A 25,186-nucleotide genomic window follows, 5' to 3' on the forward strand; every position below is an offset into this window, starting at 1 on the left:
AAATGAAAAAGTTCACCTTTAAATTAGTAATAGGTGCAATGCTATCAGCGGCACTTATAACAACAGTATTATTCAATTTTGATAAAACGGACTCTGAAAGGTTAATTGCAAAGGCAAAAAGCTCTAAACCTAAAAAATCCATAGTAGTAAATGGCCTAAGATATGATGGGCCAGAGAAATTTGCCTATTATCAATCAGCCATACGGGCAGGTCAGGAGGATTTGGATGCCCCAAGAAGATATCCTCAATACAAACCATTTCACAAACTTGAGGCTTTGGAAAGTGCCCGAAAATCACGGTTCAAAGCACGTACAGAATCAACAGCAACTTTTATTGAGCGTGGTCCGGCTAACGTGCCAGGAAGGACCAGGTCAATCATTGTTGATCCCGATGATGCTACTCAACAAACCTGGTTTGCTGCCAATGTAAGCGGGGGGATTTGGAAGACAACGAATGGTGGAACTAGTTGGACAGAAATTGCCCCTGATCTTGAGAATATGGCTGTAGTTACATTGGCTATGTCAGAAGCTAATACTTCAGTGATTTATGCCGGTACGGGTGAAGGTTTTGTTTATAATGGAACTTTTATACTTAATGGAGAAGGAATTTATAAATCATCAGATAAAGGAGTAACCTGGTCGTTATTACCAAGTACAACAACAGCAGAGTTCACCAATGTGAGCAGGATCATTGTTGACCCCGCAGATGAGAACATCCTGTTGGCTAGTACTTCTGGTCATAAAGTTTTGGGTGGTGGCACCGAAGAGTTTGGTGCTGTTATGAGGTCTATTGATGGAGGAACAAGCTGGACTAAAGTATTTGAGATCGGTGCCCCTGTTCAGCAAATTATTGCTGCCCCATCTAATTTTGATATTCAATATTTGGCAGTTGCTCAAGCAGCAGGTGTTTACAAAACCCTTGATGGAGGAATAACCTGGGCAAAGAAGAGCAACGGGTTATTGCCAGGAGGTAGAATTGAACTAGGAGTGTCTTATTCAAATCCTGACAGAGTTTATGCATCTGCAGAGGGGTCTGTGTCTGGGTCAGGATCAGATCTATACACTACCAATAATGGCGGAGATAGTTGGGGACTTGTAGATATTAAATTTGATGGTGAGGCCCCTGAGTTTTTGGGTACCCAAGGCTGGTATGATAATACTATTATGGTTCATCCTTTTGATGATACAAAAGTTTATTTTGGTGGGATAAGTGCTTTTCAAGCGCAGCTAAATCCAACAAATGATGTCACTTCTTCTGCTTATGCAATTAATATTGATGAGGTGGGATCCTTTCTAAACTTAATTAATTTTTCAGCAGAAAATGCTGGAGGCGTATTAGAAGTTGGTTCTTCGGCAAATGAAATTACCGTTGAAATCAGGTTTGGAGCAGGAAAGAGTCAGAAAGCCCATCGGTTTTTAGTACCTCAAGGTCAGGGATCCGGTGTTCCGGATGCCAATTATAGTTATGCTGATTATGTGAATGTGCCATTTGAAGTATGGGATGTTGCTAATGACAGGCAACTGATGGTGTCTTTTAGAGATCAGCAGCGCAATGGAACTTTTGAATTAAATGCATCCAATACCGAAGGAGATGCAAGCACTCATAGTAGAGAGTATTTATACATCAGTGATGTTGATTATAATGCTATAACTCCTGATGATAATATTGCTCAGACCGGAGGTCATGTTCATAACAGCATGTACTTTATTTGGCCGGTATTAACAGATGGCGGTTCCTGGACTCCTGGTTCATTCGAGGATTCTAAATTGGTAATATCTTTTGAAGAAGTGAATGTCTTTGGAGGAGATTTAACTGTGGTTGCTGACTCCTACAACGAGTTTGGTGGGAAAAATACCAATGTGCATCCTGATCAGCATTGGCTTACTCCAATAATCACTGACGAAGGAGCCGAGACATTCAAAATTTTATTAGGTAATGATGGAGGGGTATATATTTCCAATGATGGAACAGATCCAGGAACAGAAAGCAACAACTGGACGGCTGTTGGTAACACTTACAATACCACTCAATTTTATGGGGCAGACAAAATTGCAGGGGTTGAGCGATATGCCGGAGGGGCACAAGACAATGGAACCTGGTGGTCTATTGCAGGTGAAAACGCTTCAAAAACCTCTAATTTTCAATTCCTTATTGGTGGCGATGGTTTTGAAGTAGTAGCACACTACACGGACCCTTTAAAATTCATTGGAGGTTCTCAGTTCAATGGCTTTGTAGGTACTGATGATGGAGGGGAGAGTTTTTATAATGCAACTAATGGACTAAGTGAAGATGGCGGGCCATTTGTTTCCAGATTATCTACGGCTTATCAAGACCCGGATGTGCTTTTTGCCGTTGAGAATACAGGGGTTTTTAAGAGCACCGATTTTGGAAGAAACTGGAAAGAAATCCCAATTTCAGAAAAGTGGGGTTTCTGGAGTGGGTCAGATGTCGAAGTATCAAAAGCTGACCCAAGAATTGTTTGGGCAGGTGGCAGGATGACTGAGAATGGCTCTCTACATGTTTCCACTGATGGCGGAGAGTCTTTTGAACCAGTACCAAATTTTATGAATTTAGGATTATGCACGGGTATTTACTCTCACCCAACAAAGGACAGCACTGCCTTTGCAGTTTTCTCAGTAGCAAATTCTCCAAAGGTAATAAGAACGGATGATCTGGGTGAGACCTGGACCGATATATCTGGTTATAGCTTTGGAAGTTCAAGTACAGGTTTTCCTGATGTGGCTGTCTTCGCGCTGCAAGCGATGCCTTATGATGAAGATGTGCTGTGGGCAGGTACGGAAATAGGCCTTTTTGAAAGTACAGATGCTGGTCAGACATGGAATATTGTAGATGAGTTTCCATCAGTAACCATTTGGGATTTTAAAATTAAAGATGGTCAAGTTGTGATTGCAACTCACGGACGTGGTATCTGGACAGCAGATATCCCAGAGTTAGCGGACTTTAAAGCTCCTGAAGTACCACTGGCACCTGTTATTGCTTCAATAGGAAAATCACTGACAGAACTAGCCATTGAACTTACGATTGACTTGAGATCAGCTTATGATAGCACCCAGGTTTTTGCTAACGATTTTTATGCAGGCAGTCTTCCAGAAAATAATTTGCCTGAGTCTATAGAAGTTTCATTGTCAGTAAGTGCTGCAGGTAATTATGAAATTCAGGCAATAAGCTATGTAAATGGTGTTCCATATTACTCAAGTACTTCTGCCATTGATGTTTCTGAAAATCTAGAGCCTATTACTTCTTATTATTCAGACTTCGAAGATCCAAATAATGATGCGGACTTTATTAGAGACCGTTTCACCATAAGTGTAGCACCTGGCTCAGGCGCTACCAGGGCGTTAAATACCGATCATCCATATCCTACAGCTGAAAGCCTAGGAGTAAATGAGGTAAATCTTACTGCACAATTGGCTAAACCAATTATTGTGGCAGAAGGGGACGCCTTCATTCGTTTTGATGAAATAGTTCTTGTAGAAGAAGGTGAAGCAGGAACTGTGTTTGGTGATCAGCAGTTTTGGGATTATGTTATTGTAGAAGGTTCATTAGATGGTAATAATTGGATTCCATTGCTAGATGGCTACGATTCAGATGCAAATGAGGCTTGGGATGGTACCTCAACGTCTGCTACTGTAAGCCTTTACAGACCACGCGAAATAGATATCAAGAGTACCTTTGATGCAGGAGACATCATTCAGCTCAGGTTTAGATTGTTCTCAGATTTTGGGGCTAATGCCTGGGGTTGGGGAATTGACAACCTAAGGATCCAATTTGATGATGATAACATACCTACAGGAATAGCAGAAGAAGCTGGCAGCGATGTTATAATTTATCCTGTACCGGCTAATGAGCAGCTGACAGTTGGTGTTAATAATACATTCAAAGGAGCAACTACAATTCAGATTATAGATCTAAATGGAAAAGTTAAATGGGCAAAGTCTGTAGAAATGAATAACCAAACTGCTGAATTCAGTATTGATGTAAGTGCCTTTGCTAAGGGTATTTATTTGGTGAAGATCAAAGACAGCTCGTCATCTTTAGTCAGAAGAATATCAATTCAATAATTATCGTTTTATCAATATGATGTAAAAAGACCTCTATCTTGAGGTCTTTTTGTTTTTAATTAATTTCAAGTTCTATGTTTCATTATGAAACACAGAAACGTTCCGTATTGAAACATTTTAATAAATTGCCATTAATATGAATGATGCATATATATTGGTAATTGATGATGATGTAGATGTGCTGCACACCGCACGCATTGTCTTAAAGCCTCATTTTGCAAAGGTGGTAGTGGAGAGTAATCCGCAACAAATTAATTTTCTACTGAGCAATCAGCAATTTGATGTGGTACTGCTGGACATGAACTTCACTACTGGCGCTACCAGCGGACAAGATGGCCTAACATGGCTTCAAAAAATCCGTGAGATTAAACCCGACCAGCAGGTGGTAATGATGACCGCCTATGGAGATATAAAGCTGGCTGTAGAGGCAATGAAGCGTGGGGCGGCAGATTTTATAGTTAAGCCCTGGGAGAATGAGAAGTTTTTGGCAACTATTCAGCTGGCCTATGAGCACGGAAAATCCAAAGAGGAAATTAAAACTTTGAAGGCGCAGCAAAGCTCTATTCACCAAATGCTAATAGCCAGTGATGATATTGTGGAAGGTGAGTCAGAGGCAATGAAGCAAGTGCTTAAGCAGGTGCAAAAGGTTGCCGGTACTGATGCGAATGTTTTAATACTGGGTGAAAATGGAACAGGAAAAGAAGAGATTGCTAAACTCTTACACAAAAATTCCCTCCGCAATAAAGGGCCCTTCATTAAAGTAGATCTTGGAGCCATAACGGAAACTCTTTTCGAATCGGAACTATTTGGTCATGTAAAAGGAGCATTTACTGATGCTAAAGAAGACAGGCATGGTAGATTTATTTTGTCAGATGGGGGAACATTGTTTTTAGATGAAATAGGCAACTTGTCCCTGACTATGCAAGCAAAGCTTCTTTCTATTTTACAAAACAAGGAAGTGACACCGGTGGGTGGATCTAAACCAGCTAAAGTAAACAACAGGGTAATAGCTGCAACCAACAGCGACATACAGAAGGGGATTGTTGATAAGACGTTCAGGGAGGACTTGCTCTATAGATTAAATACAGTAACCATTTTGCTGCCTCCTTTGCGTGAAAGAGTGGAGGATCTACCCGCCCTTGCCAACCATTTCTTAAAGTCATTTAATACAAAGTATGGTAAATATGCATCTTTTGAGGCAGGAGTCATTGATGAGCTCAAGGGCTATAGCTGGCCTGGTAATATCCGTGAATTGATGCATGCAATAGAACGGGCAGTTATTATGTCAGATGCAGATTCCCTTACCATGCACGATTTCCTTATCAACCAAAATAACTTGACGAGCAACCCATTGGTAGACACGGTAAATCTTGACGATATTGAAAAGAACACGATAGAAAGAGCTATAAAAAAATATGAAGGCAATATTAGCAAGGCCGCTAAAGAGCTGGGTTTGGGCCGCACCACCATTTATCGGAAGATGGATAAATATGGCATCAAATATTAAAAAATGAGCTTTAAGTTTCATGTCATATTCCGCTGCTTACTTATCCTTTTAGTATCTCTGGTGCTTTCCTGGGTGTTGATTAATCGCGATTGGTTTTTCACACCTCTGGTATTGATCATAATCATTTCAGGACTGGTGGCTAACCTCATTTATTATGTAGAAAAGACCAGTCGTAACCTTGCTCAGTTTCTGTTGAATGTTAAGCAAGGTGGATTTACCCATTCTTTTAAAAGTGGCCAGGAAGGTCAAAATAAACTGAACAAGGTTTTTAATGATGTCATCGAGGAGTTTCACAGAGTCTCTATGGAGCGGGAGTCTCATTATCTGTATTTGCAGACCTTAAATGAAAATCTTGGAGTGGCTCTGTTAAGTTATGATCAGGATGGAAAAATTGACCTACTAAACCCAGCGGCTAAGAATTTATTAAAACGTCCCATACTCAGGCATATTGATGAACTAAAGGAAATTGATCATGGCCTTTTGCAATTGGTAAAATCATTGCAATCCGGTGATCGTAAGGTGTTAAAAGCCATTATTGATAATCAGCTGATTCAGCTATCTATTCAGTGCAAACTTTTTAAGGTGCAGGATAAAACCTTTACGCTTTTATTGATCCAAAATATTAACGAGGAGCTTGAACAGAAGGAAGTGGAGGCCTGGCAAAGGCTGGTTAGTGTACTGACGCATGAGATTATGAACTCAGTAACGCCCATTGCCTCTTTAAGTGATGCCTTTAATAAACTGCTTGAAAAAAAGAAATCATTCAACAACTTCAGCGAGGAGGAGACTCAGGACTTATCAGATAGCTTAAAAACCATAGAAAGAAGGAGTAAAGGCTTAATGAAGTTTGTAAACGCCTATAAAGATTTTGCGAAGAATCCTGATCTGAATATTACTCAGTTCGAATTGGATGAACTCTTGCAGCGCATCATCAAACTTTTTCAGCCTGATCTTGAAAGCGCCCATATTGAAATAAAGTATCAAAAGGCTGAAGAAAGCTCAACCATAGCCGCTGATTATGATTTGATGGAACATGTAATTATCAATTTGATAAAAAATGCCATTGAGGCTTTACGAGAAAAAGAGAATGCTGTGCTAAGTATTCAGCTTGTGAAAACCAATCGTCAGATCACATTAAAAATAATTGACAATGGTCCAGGTATAGCTTCTGACGATATGGATAAGGTCTTTATTCCCTTCTACACTACCAAAAAGGCCGGTTCTGGGGTTGGCCTTAGCCTTGCCAGAAAGATTATTAAACTACATGATGGCAACCTTTTGGTTAAATCTATTCCCAATCAATACACCTGTTTTACCATTGAACTCGAAGCATTGAAATAATTGTGGATAAACCCGTGATTATCAGCAAAATTCGGTTGATAAATACCTGCTTTTAAGCCAATTTTTTTGTTCAAAACTTGTGGGAAACAAGAGCCTTAAAAAATTTGCGATTGCAAAAATAATGATGACCTTAGATTCACCAAGTGAGAGATACTCTCGGCAAACACAAAAGAGTGTTAGGTCAGTAAAGTTAGTTTCGTGATGTAATTGTACAAGGATTTCGGACTTCGGTTCAGAACTTGAGATGACTAAAGTCACAGGGTCAATTCATTATAGAATAGTTCTTGTAAATGACTGTTAATACAGCTTGCTGGATTAATAAGATTTAAAAGAATTTGATGTTAAAGGTGAAAGGTCAGCTGCCCAGGTAGACTGTCTGAAATGACTAATAGTTGCAAAAAGCTTTGACATTAAGTACCACCTAAGGGAGCGGTATTATTTGAGAGAGTAGCACGAAAGCCAGAAGTAGAATGAGCATTTCGGTGCAATATCGCTACCAAAGCCAGATAACTGTAGCTTGGTCACCTTAGCAGCTACGGTTGCTAAAAGTGAAATGGAGATTTTTCGTTAAGAGAAATCTCCATTTTTGTTTTCTGGCATTTACGACTCATCCTCTAAACCCTTAATAATAAGGAGAGGAGGTCTTAAAAGAACTGTCATTGTGGAAATTTTCTTTTTACATTTTACAAAAAGAAAATTATCCGCAATCTTCATTATAGTAATTATAGTTTCCGGATAAATAAACCCCTTTTAGAATTTAGGGCTTTATTTTCCGGAAAGACATACTAATTAGTTTACCAATCCATCAAACTAATTCCATTCTCTCTGTGTTTGAATTACAATTATTTAAATTTGTTGAGAACAAAAGTATCGCGCTATCAAAAAATTCGAAATCCCTGTTTATTACCGGTCATCAATCACAGGCCGTATTAAAGAATCACGAAGAATAACAGATCCTCGCAAAAAGGACTTTACCCCCACAAAGCTCGACTTTGGCTCGGTACAGTTTTTTATTGCCCGGCATTTTGGCTTTTGCTACGGTGTAGAAAATGCTATTGAAATAAGCTACAGAGCACTTGAAGAAAATCCTGACAAAAGGGTGTTTCTTCTGAGCCAAATGATCCACAATCAGGAGGTGAATAATGACCTGGTAAGCAAGGGCATTCAGTTTATCATGGATACCGATGGTACCCAGTTTATCGAGTGGGATGCGCTCAATCCTGATGATATTGTAATTATTCCGGCTTTTGGAACCACCATAGAAATTGAGAAAAAGCTCGAAAGCATTGGTATTGAGGTGCAGAAGTATAATACTACCTGTCCTTTTGTGGAAAAGGTTTGGAAGCGATCTGAGAAGCTGGGTGATGATCAGCATACGATTATTATTCATGGCAAGCATAATCATGAAGAAACAAGAGCTACATTTTCACATAGCTCTAAAACGGCACCTTCGGTCATAGTTAAAAATATTGAAGAGACTCGAAAGCTAGCAAAGGTTATATCTGGAGAATTGAGCTCTGACGATTTTTATAAGCTTTTTGATGGCCGTTATTCTGAAGGTTTTGATCCAAAGCAGCACCTCTCCAGAGTTGGTGTGGTAAATCAGACAACCATGCTGGCAACAGAAACGCAGGAAATAGCAGATTATATAAAGCAAACCATGCTTGAAGTTTATGGCGAAGCCTCACTGAAAGAACATTTCGCGGATACACGTGATACATTGTGCTATGCTACTAATGATAATCAGGATGCCACATATGGACTGCTGGAAGAAGAGGCTGATTTAGCAATAGTGGTTGGTGGTTATAATAGCTCTAATACCTCGCATATTGTTGAACTGTGCGAAAGAAAATTCCCCACTTACTTCATCAACTCTCCTAATGAAATAAAATCTGAAGGTGAAATTTACCACTTCGATTATCATAATAAGGCGAATTTGACAACCAAACAATGGTTGCCAAAAAACACACCAACCAAAATAGTGCTGACCAGTGGAGCGAGCTGCCCGGACACTCTAGTGGACGATGTGATGTTGAAAGTACTGTCTTACTTTAAGGAAGTGAAGCCATTGGAAGCTTTGATGGCTGAATTTGAAATATCAGAATAGCATTTGAAAGATAATTTCTCACAAACGATCCGTTCCGAGTGGAGATTTGTGGCTTCCATGGTGGTGCTCACTATTTTTTGTGGCTTTGCTCTTTTTGTGTTCTTCAAAGTAACAGGGAGTCTGCACCGAGGGGCTTTAGCAGATTTTGATGACGATATATCGGCCTTCATAATTGGTAACCGTGATCCTCTGATGAATTCCATTATGAAGGGTATCACGGAGCTTGGCAATCTCTACGTTTATCTGGCAGGTGTGCCTATTATCTTCTTTTCACTTTATGGCACCAACAAACATTGGCACAGGTCCATTGAGGCTGTGGTTATTGTACTTTCATCTTTTCTGCTCAATACATTTTTGAAGTTATACTTCGTAAGGCCCCGCCCTGATATAGAGTTACGGCTGATAAACTTGTCAATGGAATCATACAGCTACCCTAGCGGACATAGTATGACAGCGATTGTATTTTATGGGTTCATCATCTATTTGGTGATGCACTTTGGCCAAACCAAATGGGTGAAATATGCCGTTGCCGTAGTATTGTCAATGATAGTATTGCTTGTAGGCATCAGCAGAATTTATCTTGGTGCTCACTATCCCAGCGATGTGCTGGCAGGATTTGCTGCAGGACTCTTCTGGCTGCTTTTTGTCATTGGCTGGTTGAGGTATAGGAGGTTTAAAAGTAGTTAACCTGAATGTTGGGTAGTTACACCTTACTCAGAGTCAATCAGAGAGGACTCTGAGGACTGAAACTTAATTTTCTGAGTCCCTTTCAGGTGACTATAATGATGAGTAAGTTGAGAACGATCTCGGCTATGAGTAGTTATTTAGCAACTGTTATTTTACGTCTTCCACATCATTAAATATATCCCATACAGATTCCCATTTACCATTTGGTTGTTTTTTACTCAATATTATCCATTTATATGTCCCGTTGGCTCCTTCTGAATCCCTTGTTTCATAGCCAGAACCTCTAATTACAGCCCAATCGTCAAGAAAAATTACTTCCTTTACCGTTTCGGTCATTTCTATCCGAGTGGAATCATTTCTCTGATTAAACATTTTTTCATAACGCTCTTTAATGGCTGCTCTTCCGTGATATGATGGTTGATTTGGCACCATAAATACAGCATTTTCTGAGTAAGTGTTAGCACAACCTTCAGCGTCTCCTTTTATCCAGGCGGTTACAAATTCGTTCGTTACTTCTTCAATCATTTCAAAATCAGGACCACTAGTGACTATTTCATTTTTTGTTTCATCGATAGATGGGTTATGGAAAGTGCCGGCTACAAAGCCTATGATAAGCAGGAGTGTGGATGCAATAATTTTGAATATTGGTTTGTTCATGATTGGGTTTTAAAATTGGAGCTAATAATCTTTGAGCAATAGCGAATTGTTAGCAATATATGTCATTGCTATTGGTTTGCAAATAGTTTTCTAGGTTGCCTAATTGAAGGTGAGTTTTCATTCCTCCCTAAATATTTTTTCAAAAGCATCGTAGACAGCTAAATGCAGTGCATCGCCATGATCTTGTTTTTCGAAGAATTGAAAATAAAGACGGGTATTTTTATTTTCCTGTAGTTGCAGTTTGATGTGTAATTCTTTGGCAGTCCTTTCCATTGTATCACCCTCCTTGCCTACGGCTATGTAAATAGACTTCTTTGAGGAGTAGGCTTTAGGTGTGTATTTTAATAATGACTCATCATCCCACCATAAGCTGGGACTTACAATAATATAGTTGTCAAACACAGCGGGCCTTTTAAATAAAATTTCTGTCGCTAAAAGCCCGCCAAGAGATTGACCAATTATCGTCTTTGTTGAGCTTACTTTGTATTTCTTTTCAATAAAGGGCTGCAACTCCTTTTCAAGGAAGTTTATAAATGCCTCAGATTTTCCTGTTGTTGGAAAGTCCTCCTTGTCCTGGATGTTATTGGTGGGAAAGGTAAAATCCCTTCTTCGGTCAATGTTAGATATGCCTACTACAATGGATTCTGGTATCATATTGATCCACGAAAATGAACCAAATTGAACAAGTCCTGATATATGAATAAAATCCTCATCTATGGATCCATCTAATAAGTAAATGACAGGATATGTCTTTGAAGAGTCACTTGAGTAGCCTTGCGGTAAATAAATATTAAGGATTCTGGTTTCGTTGAGTAACGTTGATTGAAGTTCAACTTTTTCTCCAATGGCGAGTGGGCTGGTTTTGTTTTCAGATGCTTTATTTTGAGCCATAACCTGGCTAAATGAAGCAAGGAATAGAAATGCTAATAGGCGCGTTGTTAGATTCATCTAAATTTTTCTTAATGACTTATAATATTAAGATAACAGGATTTTTTGCTACCTGCTATATTCTTAAAAGTATTGGTCATTAAATCCTAATCCCTTTTAGGTGAACCTGAAAATGTAAATGGTTTTAGGCACAGTAAATTCTAATTTTTGTAGCTGTAGTGCCCAATTATTTTATAATCAAATAGCATATCTTCTACTACTTGTCCTGAGCCGATGTTATGAATAATTTGTAATCGTTGCCCATCTCTTGATTTTTTCCTCGACACAATTCCGATATGGGTTATGGCTCCTCCAAGGTTCCAGCAAACAATATCTCCAGGTTGATAGTCAGCGGCATTATGAGTTATCTCTTTTTCTGTTCCGTGTCTTTTAAAAAAGACCATAAGGTTAGGCACCCTTCTATGATCAATATTTTTATCTGGTCTGGAAAGGCCCCAAATTTTAGGGTATACATTGAAATGTGCTAACATGTCTTCATGCACTTCTTTTTGCAAGTCAATACCAAGCTTTCTGTATGCTCGTATCACCACATCAGTACAAACGCCTTTATCAGCAGGAACATCGCCATTTGGATAGTCAATGCTAAAGTATGCAGGGTCATACCTTACATTTTGCTTGGTTAATGTCATTGCAGAATCAGCCAGTTGAATATAAAAATCTGATTGTGCAAGTACTGGCCCATAGACCAAGACAATCAGCGATAGACTCGAAAAAAATTTTCTCATAGTATTTATAAACGTTAACTGTTCGATGAAGTATCAATATGGTGGGTTAAAATAATCATTTGTAACTTTCCATTATGAAGAACTTAGCGTTTCTGCTCATTGCTTTATATTGTGCTCATACTACTCAGGCACAGTCCATCCCAGTTAAAACAGCTAAAGCTTTAGATGCTTATGTTGAAGTAACTAACAAATGCATAGCCAACCTTACTACAGCCATGGGCTGTCTTGAAGGGTTTAATGCCGCTTCGTCAAATTATAAGGAAAATCAACAAGATGGCTTTAGAAGTTATAAAACGGCCTGCATTGATTTTGTAGATGACTATTACCTAAAAACAGCCAAAGAAAGGTCTGTGGCGCTGGCCAGTGGTGAACGCCAGCAAGTTGATCAAGCCTATGACGCTATGCTTAGTGTCTATAAAAATATTGTGGATAAGTGCCGTGAGATGGAGGCCTATGTAAACCTTCAGGATTACAAACAAGATACTGAGCAGGAGTGGGCGAAAAGTAAGCTTTCAGAAATTCAAAAAGAATACATACAGTTTAGAGCTGCTAAACGTGAAATGGATAAAATCATTTATTCTGTTTACAGAAAGTACCAGAAATATAACCCAAATAATGTCGATCATGTGGCGGAGCAGAAGATGCGGGAAGCCATCAAGCTGGAGGCCGAAATGATGGACAAATGGGCGTATAATTTGAATCCCAAAATTCCTGTTGCAGGAATTCCCAATACCGAATTGATTCAAAATATCAATCAAATGGATTCTATGTTTCAGAGGACAGAGATACCAAAGGTTAGTCTGTTTTATAAGCAATTTGTCTTTCAGCTGTACCATGGCTCACAGAAAAGTAAGCGCTACTGGCTGGATAGAAACATTTATGAGAATCAACTTAATGATGGGCATGCCAACTCAGGTTACAAAGCCTTTGTTAATGAGCTGAACAATGCGGCCATATCATTCTTCAATAAGTTTTGTAGTAGCAATGATGATTTTAGAGGTGTAACCATAACTGAATATAGCCCTGTATTTATCCTTCCTGAAGAGGCAATAACTCCAAAACCCGAACCTGTTGAATATGAAGAAATTGACATTACTCCGATCAGCCCACAGCCTGTAAGCAAGACCATTCCTGTAGAAGCGGCTTTTGCACTAAACAGCTATATTGAGTTTTTGAATAATGCCGTTCGGGTGAGCAAGAGCATTCCACGGATGTGTGAAAGTTACAACAGGTCTGTAATTAGTGCTCAGGAAAATGGACGGAAACCCTCACGCTTTCATTATGACTACCCCGACATTCCTTTGTCGTATTATCAAACCGTTTTGTTTAATAGCAAATATGTGCCTGAGCAATACCGCAGTGTATTAAATAAGCAGGCTAAACAGATCTGGCAGGTATTTGATGAGCTTCAGCAATCAACAAAGCAACTGGAGTTATCCACCTATGGGAAAAGTCATATTGAGCCTACGTATGAATTTATATTTGGGAGGTTAAAAAGAATTGCTCATCTGATAGATCAGTTTAACTATCAAACAGATGCACTCTACAACAACCTAAGGCTGGTTTATGAAAGCTATGCAAAAGATAAGAATGATACCTGGGTAAAAACTGGCTTGGACATGACTGCCTTGATGGATGAAAGCCGTGAAATTGTAGAAAAGATGTACAGCTATATTAGAGATAGTTCAGGTGTTTTACCTTCAATTGATGATCTCAATGCCAAAGCCAGAACGGCTTATTTAAATAAGCATGATAACCTTGATCCTATTAACACAAGTAGATATGGAACCTCTGCCAGCACTATCGAAAGGTACTATAATGAGATTATTGATGGGTCAAAGAAAATAGGTGAGCTGTCGCAATTGGGCTTTGACGCTAACCCCAGCAAAACAGCCACTGCAGCCCAGGTGTACGAGAAGTTTGTGTATCAGTACAATCATTTGATCGAATTCTATTTTACTAACCTGGTAGAAGTGCCTGATGAACAAATTTCAGAATTCGAGTATTTTAACCCTTATATCAGCTTTAAACCTACTTCTCTGCTGAAACATCAGAAGAAAATGATTTTCTATGATTTTGCTGCGCCCTCTGATAAGGCGCCAGAAGCTGAGCAACCTGAACCTGAAGCAGATGCTCAAAATGTGGATGACTTGTACACCTCAATGGATGGCTATGCTATAAACCACCTGGTTTTGCTCTTGGACGTTTCATCGTCTATGAACAGTGCCGACAGACTTCCACTATTAAAGGAGTCATTAAAGCGACTGCTGGGCATAATGCGTGAGGAGGATAAAATTTCTATTGTTATCTATTCTGAAAAGGCCAAGTCCATTTTGAAGGGCGAGTCTTGCAAAAGCAGCAAAGTGGTAAAGGAGCTTGATAAGCTGAACTCTGAAGGCACAACACATTTTAATCAGGGGATGGAGCTGGCCTATGAAGTGGCTGATAAATACTTTATACAAAATGGCAATAACAGAATAATATTGGCTACTGACGGACAGTTTAATATGGGTAGTGCGCAGTACAAATTCATAGAAGAACAGGCCGCTAAAGATATTGCCATGTCTGTATTTTATTTTGGTAGCGAGCCCTCCGAAAACATGATGAAAATGGCAGAATCTGGCAATGGAAAATACTCCCACATAACCCCCGAAAATGCAGATTTAATTTTGGTGAAAGAGGCTAAGGCTAGGGTGAAGAAGTGAGGTTTTTGAAATAGATTTAACGCATAGCTATGATGAGTGGGGATTAGAAAGTACTAACCTTTCCAGCTTCTCATAGCCACGCTTTGATTTAAATTTATTAATTGTGGCGAACTTTCCAAGTGCCACCAAACTTTCCTGACCGACAAAATCCCATTCATTCATAGCGACTGTTACAAGCCGTATGTATTACAGTTTGTTTCATTTCTTGGTTTATTGAGGATTGAGCATTAAACCGATAGTTAGACTAAGACCTCTGAAATTTAACTCTCTGTCGATGTTGACACCACTAACAAAACTGTGCGGTGTGAAATAAGGGCTAATATCATGAAAATACCTAAAGTTGAAATAAACCCAATTTCCATCTTCAAGTTCTTGTCTAATCACGAAACCTGTTAGTAAAGATTTCGTCCAACTTGCTCTATCACCAACAGGACCACTTATCGAAGAAGAACTCATTTTATTGAATGATAAACCAAATTCTAAGGAAAAATTTGAGTTTTCCTTACCTGGTGAAATTCCCAACAACAGTGGCAGCCTAAAGAGTGATACTTTGAACTCATCATTCTCATTACCAAAATCAGTACCTACATTGGCATAGTTAACACCACTTTTAAAATATACATTTTTCGAAATTGGTTTCTTTAAATCTATTCCTAATGTCCATGATTTTCTTGCTGTGTAGTTAATTCCAATACTTTTGAATTGTTCGGCTTCAGAACCATAAATATTGGACACAATTAAGCCCACCTTTAACCCTACCATCAGTGACTTTGTGTCACTTGGATTATTGTTATCAGTTTGACTGAATGCAATCAAGGGTGCAATTATTATCAGAAGAGATAATTTTATTCTTGTCATTTTATTGTGTTATGAAAGTCATTATGGTTTGTAACAATTCGCTGTACGCAATTGCGTATATATATTATTAGCAAGATATGCCATTGCCATTCTTTTACAAATAATTTTCCCTTATTATAAACCAATAAGGGTGTTTATCAATTTTTTGTCGTTTGTAAGTGTATAGTTATTCGAATAACTCACTAATCATGTCCGAACTGAAAACTCCTACCAGCAAGCATCAATATAGTGGGTTAAAATAATCATTTGTAACTCTCAGTAATGAAAATGGCAGAGGTAGGCAATGGTAAGTACTCACACATAAACCCCCAAAAATGCAGATTTTGTTTTGGTGAAAGAGGCTGAGGATAAGGTGAAGGAATAAGCAGTTGGTTCGAATGGGGCCTTGTCTTTTTATAATGAAAGTATAATCAATAAGGCTAGGATTAAAGTATATCTATTTGCTATCGTTTCGCTCTTTGCTCTTCTTTTAAATTCACAACTCCACAACCATCTACAACTGTTTGACCATTTTGGTTAATCAATAGAAGGTTGATTTGAAAATTTTCATCCTTCATTCCGATCACTGTTGTTAATCCTGAAGTTTCGTCAAAGTTGAGAAGCTTGAAACCCCCATCTGGATAGTCTTGTGCATCTAATATTGGATCAAATCCTAGGCCGTAATCAGGGTCTCTTTCATAAGCTTCAGTTATTAGGTTTTCTAAATCTGATATGAAATTAGCAGTAACAAGCCCTGATGCCCTAGACCATTTTCTAATTTCAACTCCATTTCCCATTTTTTCTAAATTGTCAATGTACGCGTTGATAAAATCAACAGCAATTTGAGGGTTGACGTTATATGATTTTACTACTTGTTCAGATTTCTTAGGTTCAGGTATTGAAATTTCCTGCTGAGTGTTTCCTTTTGACGGTTGTGAACACGCAAAGGAGAATAGAAGAATATAAACGGCAAGTATGTTTCTCATTTTGAATGTATAAATATATTCAGCTTTTAAAGCTTTCATGAAATATCTATTCCTCTAATCTAAACCTTTTTAATTTTTGAAATGGTTTCACCTTTTACTTTCATTGGTTTTTCTACCTCTTCTAAAGCCAGTTGGTAAGCCGCATCAATAAGGCTTGCCACTTTTTCATTTCTATAATCTGCAGGGGTTTTAATGGGGATATGCCGCATTAGTTTACCGGTGCCTTGAAGCAATTGAAAAGGGTCAGCCACCAAAGTGCCCGAGCCAAAGGCAAGGTTAAGGTGGTTGGTGTAAATGGGTATCAGGCAAAAAGCATCTCCCATTTTTTCTGTGATGGAATATAAGGAGGTGAGTGCATGGGTATGATATAGCAGCTCATTGCTTTCTGGGTATTTGTCTAAAATGAAAGACCTCAAGTCAACATAAAGATCTATTAAAGGCTGCTCCTTTAAGTCCAGATAATATTGAAAATGTGGATGAATAGACCTTTGACTACTCATGGGTTTTGTCGAGTTTTCTTTTTATTCGTGATGCAATCATGCTGAGCACTAAACCAGCCACCATTATGATTTGCAATACTTTATAATACCAGAGACTATGATCAACAAATAGCTGTAAAAAGCCAATGATTATTAAGGTCACACTAGCCGACCTGATAACTTTGTATTTCATCTCTGTAGTCATGATTTACTGTGGTTTATGGCAAGCCTGTTTCTATCAATCCATTTAGCCAGGAATATAAGGGCAAGTCCAGCGTCAAATAGCAATACGCCATAATACCACGGATAATCACGCATTAGCGGAAAAGCAATAAGCATGATGACAACACCTGAAATTCTTAAAATCCGAAGCCAATTTTTGTTAATCATATTTCTTTATTTTTTGTGAAATCAATCTGTAGGTTGAAAATCACAGACTGGAATTACACTTTTTCAGAAAAACTTTTTTCATCAAGCCCTTCATAATAGCTTTTCAACCTGTTCAGGTAGTTTCCAAATTTGAGTTTCTGAGCATATCGCTGAAAATAGTAGCCAGTTGCGCCAATCACAAATGGTAAAAGCAGCAATACCAAACCAAAGACATCCCAGTCAAAAGCCCGGTTGTCAAATACATAGGCATAATACAACCAGGTAATGAAAATGGGAGACATCAAGGCCTCAGAATAAATATTGAACCTTATGGCGCTTTCCATGCTTTTAATAAACCTCTTCAAGGTTGATTTAATACTGTCTGGCTGTGTGAGAACAATTTGTATTTGTCTGTAGGCACGGTAATTAAACCATATCATAATTAGCAGTGATAGCGCTAATGAGCCATAAAAAAGCGTAGTTTCCAATGGTGTAAAATGAGCATCCAGCGGAGTGAATTTTTGGTGATAGGCAATAGAAAGGAATGTAAAAAGCGTACATATTAATGCTGCTGATCCACCAAAAATGAATTTGAAATGTAAAGACCGCTTGATTTTGGCCAGTTCCCCTGCTGGTTTTTTATAAATTGCCCTACTGATCAAAGTTTCATCAACAAATTGTGATGTGGCATCAGCAATTTTCCAGGAAGATTTTAATTCAGCTAATTCCATAATTATTGATTTACAGTTTTTGAAATCTTCTGTTTAATGCGATTCATTTTCACCCGCACATAGTTTTGAGTTATACCGATGATTTCAGCAATTTCTTCATTGCTACTGCCTTCCAGATAAAGGAGGATGATGGCCTTCTCTACCTTGTCAAGTTTAGCAATGGCCTGATACATAGCTTTTAGCTGTTCGTTTTCTGCGGAAGTAGAATGATCAGGTTCTGACGCTTTAAACTCATAAGATTCGAACAGTATCAACTTCCTTTTTTTCTCCTTCCGAAAATCCTGAATAGCTACATTAAGTGCTACGCTGTACATCCAGGATGAGAATTTGGAATCGCCTCTAAAAGAGGAAAATGAATTCCACAGTTGCACGAGAATCTCCTGAAGCAGATCCTTTCTGTGCTCCTCGTCATCACAATACAGCCGGCATATCTTATGAATAATGCCCTGCGATGCGCTAACTAGTTTTATAAACTCCTCCTCATTAGGGGTTTTGTTGCTCAAACCAAAAGTACTTTTGCTATAGGTGGAATAAGATAGCTGATAATTACAGTTTATTGCAATTAATTTTTTGTGTGCCGGATGACATAACTGGTGAAAAATATTGGCTTAAATTCTACTTAAGCCAATATTTTCTGAAAGACAGGATTTTTACATTGAATGAAGTCTATTTAACCGGATACCTCAATATCGTTTTGAGCTTATGAGCCTCGGTTTTCCGGGGATCGGAAATGTAAATTTCATGATGATGGCCATTGATTTCCAAGCCTTGCTCACTTACAAAAGCAAAGAGCTTTTCAAGGGTTGGTGCCTCCTCATCATAACTTCCCAGATGCAAAATCTGTACACATTTACCTTCACTCAATGGCCTAAACTGAACCTCGCTGATCTGGGAGGCACCCTTCTTGGCTATGGCCGACTGAATGGCCATCTCCACGGCTGGCTTTTTTACAAAATCGGGCATCGGGATCACAATGTTCCAGTGCCATTCGGTTCGTGGGGTTTGCTCAAAAGGCTGCGCACCTTCTACCCACCATTGACATTCCATTTTCGGTACAACAAAATCTTTACCTTCTTCCTTACTGGAAAATTTGACCGCGTAAGCCACCGCATAAATGGCTTCAATGGCATTGTTAAAAAGATCATCTTCTGGTGCAGAAATACCATTAATTGTCAGGTAGTTGTAGGGGGTGGCCTCTATAATCTGCGGGGTCTTTTTTGCTGTATAGTATTCTTTGTCGGTTTTGGTAAGGTCTAGTTTGTTCATCGTTTCTGTATTAAATAATTCAAAATGATCCATAAATTTTATTTCTTCGAACGCTGCCATAAAGGGCGCCAGCTCTTTGATTTTCTCCAGCTGCGCAGCGGCATGAACGGCTTTTTCCAGCGATGTCCATTTCACCAGGTCCATAAATACCTGCTCATTTTCTGATGATCTGAACGTCTGATACTCCAGGATGCCAGGGAATTTCATGATACATGCCCTGGCCGAATCCAGGATGTCATCATAGTTGTCGGCATATTCCTTTTTGATTTTGTACACCACAAGTTCAAATACTGTGGTTTCTTTTGCTGTTAGTGTTGTCATAATGGTTAAGACTAGTGTGAATAATACTTTCATAACTTCTTTTTTTAAGCAAGAAAGTAGGGGGTAGTGACAACCCTATGTCAGCAGTAAAAAATAAATTTCAATTATTTTTCAGTCGTGAAAATATATATCAAGCTTGCGCAAAGGAGGGTGGCACGAAAGTTTGGCGAGGGTGTGGCCGGAATGTGGGTAGGCAGCTTCAAACTTTCTTGATTTTTTTGCTACTTTTTTTATCAAGAAAAAAAGTAGAGAGAGAATTATAGTAATTAATGATGACTCAAAGAAAGCAACAAATTAGATCATAAAAATACAGGCATTAGCCATTACTTTGCTTCAACCTGAGAATAGGCAGTCAGCCCTTCTTGGAAAAACTCAATGACTTTATCTTCTAATAAAGAAGGGGAGATTACTTTAGCCGCAGTGGTGAACTGCAACAGCCATCGGGCAAAAATATTGAGGTTGGAGGTCATGAACTTCATGTCAACATAGTTATCATGCACTTCGCTTTCAATAAAGCCCATAAAATACCGTGACTCCTGAATGTAGCGGCTCACCTTCACATCAAAGCGGATGTTCACTTCAATCAAATCAGTCCCTCTGACTATCGTATCAAGATAGCCTTTGTAATCTTCGTGCCTGGCAGGATCAAAGCTTGTTTCTGTCGTACGCAGTTTCATTATTCGGTCGGACCGGAAATCGCGAAGGTCATTTCTTAGCCTGCAATACCCCACCAAATGCCAGTTTCTGGCATAATAGCACAGGCTCATGGGTTCTACATCACGATTGGTAAAGGCATCGTTGTAATTTGAATAATAATCAAAGTTGATCACCTTTTTATTGGCCAGCGCAGATTGGATGTTGGCCAAAAAGTTATTTGGAAAATCAGCATTGATGGTTTGCGGGGAATGTATGACCTCGATGTTATTTTCAATGCTTTCCAGGTAATCCTTTTCCTCTACTTTAAGTGCCGACCGGATTTTGAAGAGCGCATCATTAAGGTTATTTCTGATGGACACATCAGTTTGTTTTTCCGCCAACTTCGTGGCCATCAGTATAGCTCCGGCCTCATCTTTAGAAAACTTGACAGGCGGTAGGCTGTACCCTTCCATCATAAAATAACCAACACCTGCTTCTGCCCCAATAGGCACCCCCGCTTCTTCCAAAGCCCTGATGTCTCTATAAACTGTGCGCAAGCTAATATCAAAACGCTCGGCAATCTCAAGCGCACGTACTACCTTCTTACTTTGAAGCTGAATGAGTATGGCAGAAAGTCGATCGATGCGGTTCATCTTAAAACCAGTTAATGATGTTACTATATTACAAAATATATCTCTTTCCCCTTTACTTTCAGACCTTAGGCATTACTATGCACAGCATAGAGTGATACCTGCTTTTCCTTACCTCTTAGCTCGATTTTACCCAGTTCTTCAAAGGTAAAATCAGTTTCGGCTAATTTAGTTTTTAGATTCTCAGAAATTAAAAGTTCTCTCTGCAGCTCATTGCATTTGCCTTGAATTCTAGCCGCAGTATTGATTGGGTCGCCATGGTAGGCGATTTCCTTTTTGTACTTTCCTATTTCAGTCACAGTTACCAGACCCTCATTTACACCGGCTTTAAAATGTGGTTGGCAATTGTATTTTTGGAGATAATATTCCTTCTTTTTTATCAACTGTTTTTGGAAATGATAATATGCATTAATACAATTCTGATTTTTTAACCCATCATTTAGTTTCCATGTCAGTATTACTTCATCTCCAGCGTACTGATAAATTTCCGCATCATTTTCCGTCACCACTCCCAGATCATTGAAGCAGTCCTGAATCATTTTACTATAGCTGATATGACCCAGCCTTTCAGCATGTTTTGTCGAAGATTGGAGATCGAGAAACATAAAAACTCTTTCTTCTTCACGGGGGGTATAATATTTACCTGTTAAAATTTTCCATAGATTATTGCTGCCAAAGAACAGGTTTATTTGTCTAAGGGCAACCATAAAAAAATCTACGAACACAATGTAAAAGTAGATGGCAAAACTTCCTGGCTCAAAGGCGAATTCCAGAAGTGTTATATTCTTGCCATATACTGCATAGGCAAGTAAGATCATGAATATCACAAAGAGGACGACAAAAATCACCCTGAATAGCAGCAACTTTTGCAATGAGATTTGCTTGTATCCGTACTCTTCAGTGAGCACTTGGGCAAAGCCTGAAATACTTCCTAATATGCTGCCTATGAATAAGCTAACAAATAATGCGTCAAGTAATTCAAACTGAACAGAGCCTAACTCCTCAGTACCTTCACCCCTTACAAAGCTTATAAACATGAACGCCAAAGACCAGCCAATACTGAACTGTTTTATGATTTGCCAATTACGCTTGTTTTTGAATTTCACGGGTGCTCAAAGGGTTAAATATTAGGTGTACGAAGCAAAGCGAAGTTAGATGCCTAATATTTTATCTCTTATTCTTTATCGCTCCCTCACACTCCAAATCTCATGTATCGGATCGCCTTTGCTTGATAATCCTGAATGATGCCATTTACCATCAATCAATTCATAATTAAACTCTAAACTCATCCCTGCTCTGGAGTCATCCCGAGAGAAAAACTCAATGTTTTCGGTGTACTTTCCGTCAATGGTAGAGTAGTTACCACCCCCTGTTCCCATAAATTCTTTGGTCTCAGTATTATAAGCAATCCACTGAAATCGGGTGCCTGATAGCATTTTCATTGTTTTTCTCGGCTGATCGGTATCTCTTGTTTGAGTCTCACCATCCCTCACCCTGCCTGACATTAGCCACGCCCCTTGCAGTGCCCCTGGAGTGCCATTATCAATCCTCGTCAGTATCGTTTCACTTCCAACAATTCCGATGGTAGTATTGGTAATTTCAACTTTGAAGGAGACTTCTGAGCCAACACTCTCTGCATCAACTGTATTAAATTCCACTTTTTCGGTCATGGTATCACCTTCAAGTTTCCAGGTGCCGCCATTGGTACTAACGAATTTACCGGTCTTAGCTTCATAAACAGAAAGCACCTGATAGCCGTCAGCAAATATCACTACACTTTTAAGCTCTACGCCTTGTTCATTGGTATGATAGCCTTCCCAGGCGCCAATGATACTTTGCGCCTTTGTTCCAAATGATATGGAAATACAGATGAGTAGGTAGATTAATTTTTTCATGGCTTTTATCTTTATTCTATTAATCAAAATGTAATTGCTTATGAAAGATACCATTTTTTAGGCAGGTATAAGAACACTAAATGTAGTGCCCAGCTTACCGTCACTTTCACATTTTACCTGATATCCCAAAGCGTCCGCATAGCGCTTAACTATGGCCAGGCCAAGTCCTGTAGACTTTTCATCACCTGTTGGTTGGGCTGTGGCGCGTGCGTATTTGTTAAAAATTTTCTTTTGATCGCTCGCACTTACTCCCGGCCCCTGATCTTCTATAGCAATGGTAAAATAATCACGGGACACATTTAAGCTAACGGTTACTTTACTGTCAGCCGGAGAGAATTTCAGCGCATTGGAAACCAGGTTGTCCAAAATTTCCCGCACCAATAGAGGGTCCGTTTCCAGGTTGATTTGCTCAGTATTTTGTACTACCAAATCTATTTTCTTGTGATCTGCACTATGTTTATAATCTTCGGCTACAATATTAATCAGAGCGGTCAGGTCGGTGTTTTCTTTCTTAACCGTTAGCCCCTGATTTTCCACAGCATTAATATCCAGTATCCTGTCTATCATTTCCACCGATCGGTTGGCAGAAATTTCCAGCTTCTCAACATATTCTGCAGATTGCTTAGCATCATTCTCATGCTTCATAAGACTTACCAAGCCTCTGATCTGGTTCAACGGGCTTTTTAGGTCATGAGCTATAATTCCAATGATTGTATTTTTTTCTTCATTCAGCCGCTCCAGCTCATCTGACCTTTTTGAAAGCATTTCAGTCTGATGGCTTATCTCTTCATTGCTCTCCTTCAAATCAGCCATTGACTCATTCAACTGCTTGTTGATTTTTCCTTTTTGAGTGTATAGCCGAAACATGACGATCAATAAAAAACTAACCAAGACCAAGCCTATTACAACAATGTAGATGGTGGTTCTTTTTTCCTGAAGACTTTTCTGATAAGCAAGGTTCTCTCTTTCTTTTTCGAACTCAAATTTTTGTCTCTCTTTCTCTAGTTCATATTCACCTTCCATCTGAGCAATTTTTCTTGTTCTATCCTGATTGAAAAGCTCGTTTTCATACTTTCTGGAAATCTCCAGATAATAAAGGGCCTTATCACTCTGGCCTAAAGTTTTGTAAATCTTATAGAGTTCGAATGCAGACTTGGACATCCCTTCTTTTGACGAAAGAGCCGTATCAATTTCATAAGTTTCAAGAAAGTTTGACAGGGCTTTTTGAATATTATTAGTTGCAAGGTAGTACTTTCCAAGGGCAGATCTGGATGAAGCAATTTGACCTTTATTATCACAAGAGATGGCAATGCCCAATGCCGTGCTGAGATAATAGAAACCTGAGTCCAGGCGGTTCATAGTAACGTAAAGGTTTCCCAAGCCATTGATAGGTGCCGCCTTTTCGCAGTTGGCTCCCACTGTTTCATATAATTTTGCTGATCTTTTGTAATTACTGATTGCGCTAAGTGTATCTCCAGCTGATAAGCTTAGACTTGCTACCCGGTTAAGTGAATTTGCAAAGTCTCTTAGGTTTCCAAGCGTGCTGTCAATTGCAGCAACCTGGCTGAAGTATTTCAGTGCCTTTTCATAATCTTGTTGATCTTCAAATATATTGGCTAAATAAAATGCTGCAGTGGCCTTGCCATAATTATGGTTTTCTTTTTCGAAAACTAATAGCGCATCGTTGAGATAAGTAATGGCTCTAACAGCATCGTCTTTAGACTCTAATGTTGCACCCACATTTAATAATGCTCCCGCCACGTCTATGGGCCTGCCAAGTTCTTCAAACACTTCTGCTGATTCTTCAAAAATTAAGATGGCACTATCATATTTTGAGATACTGTAATAGGCTCTTCCCAAACTGTTTAACCCATCAGCCAGATTGGATTTCGCTTTATCACCAAAGCCACGGGCTTCATCCACTACTTTTTTCAATATTACAATTGCAGTATCGGGTTTGCCTTCATTGATATAAGCCAGTGCCAAATTTCTTAAGCCTTGTAGTTGCCCGTTGATATTGTATACCTCAATACCCAACAATCGGGCATTGTTGGCATACCGTTTCATAGAATCCAGATTAAGATTTCGGTATTTAAAGGCTATATCAAGATATATTGCAATTTGAAGAGAGTCATTAGTGCCTGCTTTTCTTAGCTCCCGTTTTAGACTATCTATTTCTGCAGCCGTTTGGCCACTTGCCACTTGTGCAAATGAGAGAATTGCAATTAATATGAGATAAAATGGCTTCATTAAGAAC

At 39.0% G+C, this 25,186-nt stretch carries 22 protein-coding genes; 6 read left to right on the forward strand and 16 right to left on the reverse strand.

The features are described 5' to 3' along the window. Positions 1-2 precede the first annotated feature (2 nt). The 5 genes from RIB54_RS11625 to RIB54_RS11645 all read left to right on the forward strand — a co-directional run bounded on the left by RIB54_RS11625 (position 3) and on the right by RIB54_RS11645 (position 9,724). Entirely contained in the window at positions 3-4,082 is a 4,080-nt protein-coding gene (locus RIB54_RS11625) for a T9SS type A sorting domain-containing protein (protein WP_350101062.1), read from the forward strand. 136 nt (positions 4,083-4,218) lie between these two features. Continuing rightward, on the forward strand, positions 4,219-5,589 hold the full coding sequence (locus RIB54_RS11630) for a sigma-54-dependent transcriptional regulator (RefSeq protein ID WP_350101063.1): 1,371 nt from the start codon (positions 4,219-4,221) through the stop codon (positions 5,587-5,589). Positions 5,590-5,592: 3 nt separating this feature from the next. Further along, positions 5,593-6,930, forward strand: coding sequence for a sensor histidine kinase (locus tag RIB54_RS11635; protein WP_350101064.1), 1,338 nt, complete (start codon positions 5,593-5,595; stop codon positions 6,928-6,930). A gap of 892 nt (positions 6,931-7,822) precedes the next feature. After that, complete coding sequence (locus RIB54_RS11640) at positions 7,823-9,037, forward strand: 4-hydroxy-3-methylbut-2-enyl diphosphate reductase (protein ID WP_350101263.1); 1,215 nt, start codon at positions 7,823-7,825, stop codon at positions 9,035-9,037. A 3-nt stretch (positions 9,038-9,040) separates the two neighbouring features. Further along, complete coding sequence (locus RIB54_RS11645) at positions 9,041-9,724, forward strand: phosphatase PAP2 family protein (RefSeq protein ID WP_350101065.1); 684 nt, start codon at positions 9,041-9,043, stop codon at positions 9,722-9,724. 147 nt (positions 9,725-9,871) lie between these two features. Here RIB54_RS11645 and RIB54_RS11650 read toward each other — a convergent pair whose 3' ends face one another. The 3 genes from RIB54_RS11650 to RIB54_RS11660 form a co-directional block, all read right to left on the reverse strand. Continuing rightward, on the reverse strand, positions 9,872-10,381 hold the full coding sequence (locus RIB54_RS11650; RefSeq protein ID WP_350066536.1) for a YybH family protein: 510 nt from the start codon (positions 10,379-10,381) through the stop codon (positions 9,872-9,874). A gap of 117 nt (positions 10,382-10,498) precedes the next feature. After that, on the reverse strand, positions 10,499-11,329 hold the full coding sequence (locus RIB54_RS11655; protein ID WP_350101066.1) for an alpha/beta hydrolase: 831 nt from the start codon (positions 11,327-11,329) through the stop codon (positions 10,499-10,501). A gap of 140 nt (positions 11,330-11,469) precedes the next feature. Beyond that, positions 11,470-12,054 carry a DUF1287 domain-containing protein gene (locus tag RIB54_RS11660; protein ID WP_350101067.1) on the reverse strand — a complete coding sequence of 195 codons (585 nt, stop codon included), beginning with the start codon at positions 12,052-12,054 and terminating at the stop codon, positions 11,470-11,472. A 74-nt stretch (positions 12,055-12,128) separates the two neighbouring features. Between RIB54_RS11660 and RIB54_RS11665 the strand changes: the two genes are divergently transcribed. Continuing rightward, the gene (locus RIB54_RS11665) at positions 12,129-14,759 is read left to right on the forward strand and encodes a vWA domain-containing protein (RefSeq protein ID WP_350101068.1); all 2,631 of its coding nucleotides are present in this window, start codon (positions 12,129-12,131) and stop codon (positions 14,757-14,759) included. 27 nt (positions 14,760-14,786) lie between these two features. Here the strand turns inward: RIB54_RS11665 and RIB54_RS11670 are convergent, their stop codons facing one another. The 13 genes from RIB54_RS11670 to RIB54_RS11730 all read right to left on the reverse strand — a co-directional run bounded on the left by RIB54_RS11670 (position 14,787) and on the right by RIB54_RS11730 (position 25,179). Then, complete coding sequence (locus tag RIB54_RS11670) at positions 14,787-14,921, reverse strand: hypothetical protein (RefSeq protein WP_350101069.1); 135 nt, start codon at positions 14,919-14,921, stop codon at positions 14,787-14,789. A 48-nt stretch (positions 14,922-14,969) separates the two neighbouring features. Further along, entirely contained in the window at positions 14,970-15,617 is a 648-nt protein-coding gene (locus RIB54_RS11675; protein ID WP_350101070.1) for a hypothetical protein, read from the reverse strand. Positions 15,618-16,060: 443 nt separating this feature from the next. Beyond that, positions 16,061-16,621 carry a hypothetical protein gene (locus RIB54_RS11680; protein ID WP_350101071.1) on the reverse strand — a complete coding sequence of 187 codons (561 nt, stop codon included), beginning with the start codon at positions 16,619-16,621 and terminating at the stop codon, positions 16,061-16,063. A gap of 20 nt (positions 16,622-16,641) precedes the next feature. Continuing rightward, entirely contained in the window at positions 16,642-17,082 is a 441-nt protein-coding gene (locus RIB54_RS11685; protein ID WP_350101072.1) for a DUF1801 domain-containing protein, read from the reverse strand. After that, a complete protein-coding gene (locus RIB54_RS11690) occupies positions 17,075-17,266 on the reverse strand; it encodes a hypothetical protein (RefSeq protein ID WP_350101073.1) in 192 nt (63 codons plus the stop codon). Before RIB54_RS11690 ends, RIB54_RS11685 begins: the two co-directional genes overlap by 8 nt. Then, entirely contained in the window at positions 17,263-17,451 is a 189-nt protein-coding gene (locus tag RIB54_RS11695) for a hypothetical protein (RefSeq protein WP_350101074.1), read from the reverse strand. The genes RIB54_RS11690 and RIB54_RS11695 overlap by 4 nt, the downstream gene beginning before the upstream one ends. A gap of 53 nt (positions 17,452-17,504) precedes the next feature. Further along, the gene (locus tag RIB54_RS11700) at positions 17,505-18,161 is read right to left on the reverse strand and encodes a hypothetical protein (protein ID WP_350101075.1); all 657 of its coding nucleotides are present in this window, start codon (positions 18,159-18,161) and stop codon (positions 17,505-17,507) included. Between the two features lie 2 nt (positions 18,162-18,163). After that, positions 18,164-18,664: an RNA polymerase sigma factor gene (locus RIB54_RS11705; protein WP_350064011.1), complete on the reverse strand. Its 501-nt coding sequence runs from the start codon at positions 18,662-18,664 to the stop codon at positions 18,164-18,166. Between the two features lie 163 nt (positions 18,665-18,827). Then, the gene (locus RIB54_RS11710) at positions 18,828-19,781 is read right to left on the reverse strand and encodes a GyrI-like domain-containing protein (RefSeq protein WP_350101076.1); all 954 of its coding nucleotides are present in this window, start codon (positions 19,779-19,781) and stop codon (positions 18,828-18,830) included. 290 nt (positions 19,782-20,071) lie between these two features. Next, positions 20,072-21,037, reverse strand: coding sequence for a helix-turn-helix transcriptional regulator (locus tag RIB54_RS11715; RefSeq protein ID WP_350101077.1), 966 nt, complete (start codon positions 21,035-21,037; stop codon positions 20,072-20,074). 65 nt (positions 21,038-21,102) lie between these two features. Continuing rightward, complete coding sequence (locus RIB54_RS11720; RefSeq protein ID WP_350101078.1) at positions 21,103-22,140, reverse strand: adenylate/guanylate cyclase domain-containing protein; 1,038 nt, start codon at positions 22,138-22,140, stop codon at positions 21,103-21,105. Positions 22,141-22,215: 75 nt separating this feature from the next. After that, entirely contained in the window at positions 22,216-22,929 is a 714-nt protein-coding gene (locus tag RIB54_RS11725) for a DUF4488 domain-containing protein (protein WP_350101079.1), read from the reverse strand. 57 nt (positions 22,930-22,986) lie between these two features. Further along, positions 22,987-25,179, reverse strand: a complete 2,193-nt coding sequence (locus RIB54_RS11730) for a tetratricopeptide repeat-containing sensor histidine kinase (protein ID WP_350101080.1) — start codon at positions 25,177-25,179, stop codon at positions 22,987-22,989. Between the last annotated feature and the right edge of the window lie 7 nt (positions 25,180-25,186).

The sequence above is a fragment of the Fulvivirga sp. genome (assembly GCF_040218215.1).
In the GTDB taxonomy this organism is placed as follows: domain Bacteria; phylum Bacteroidota; class Bacteroidia; order Cytophagales; family Cyclobacteriaceae; genus Fulvivirga.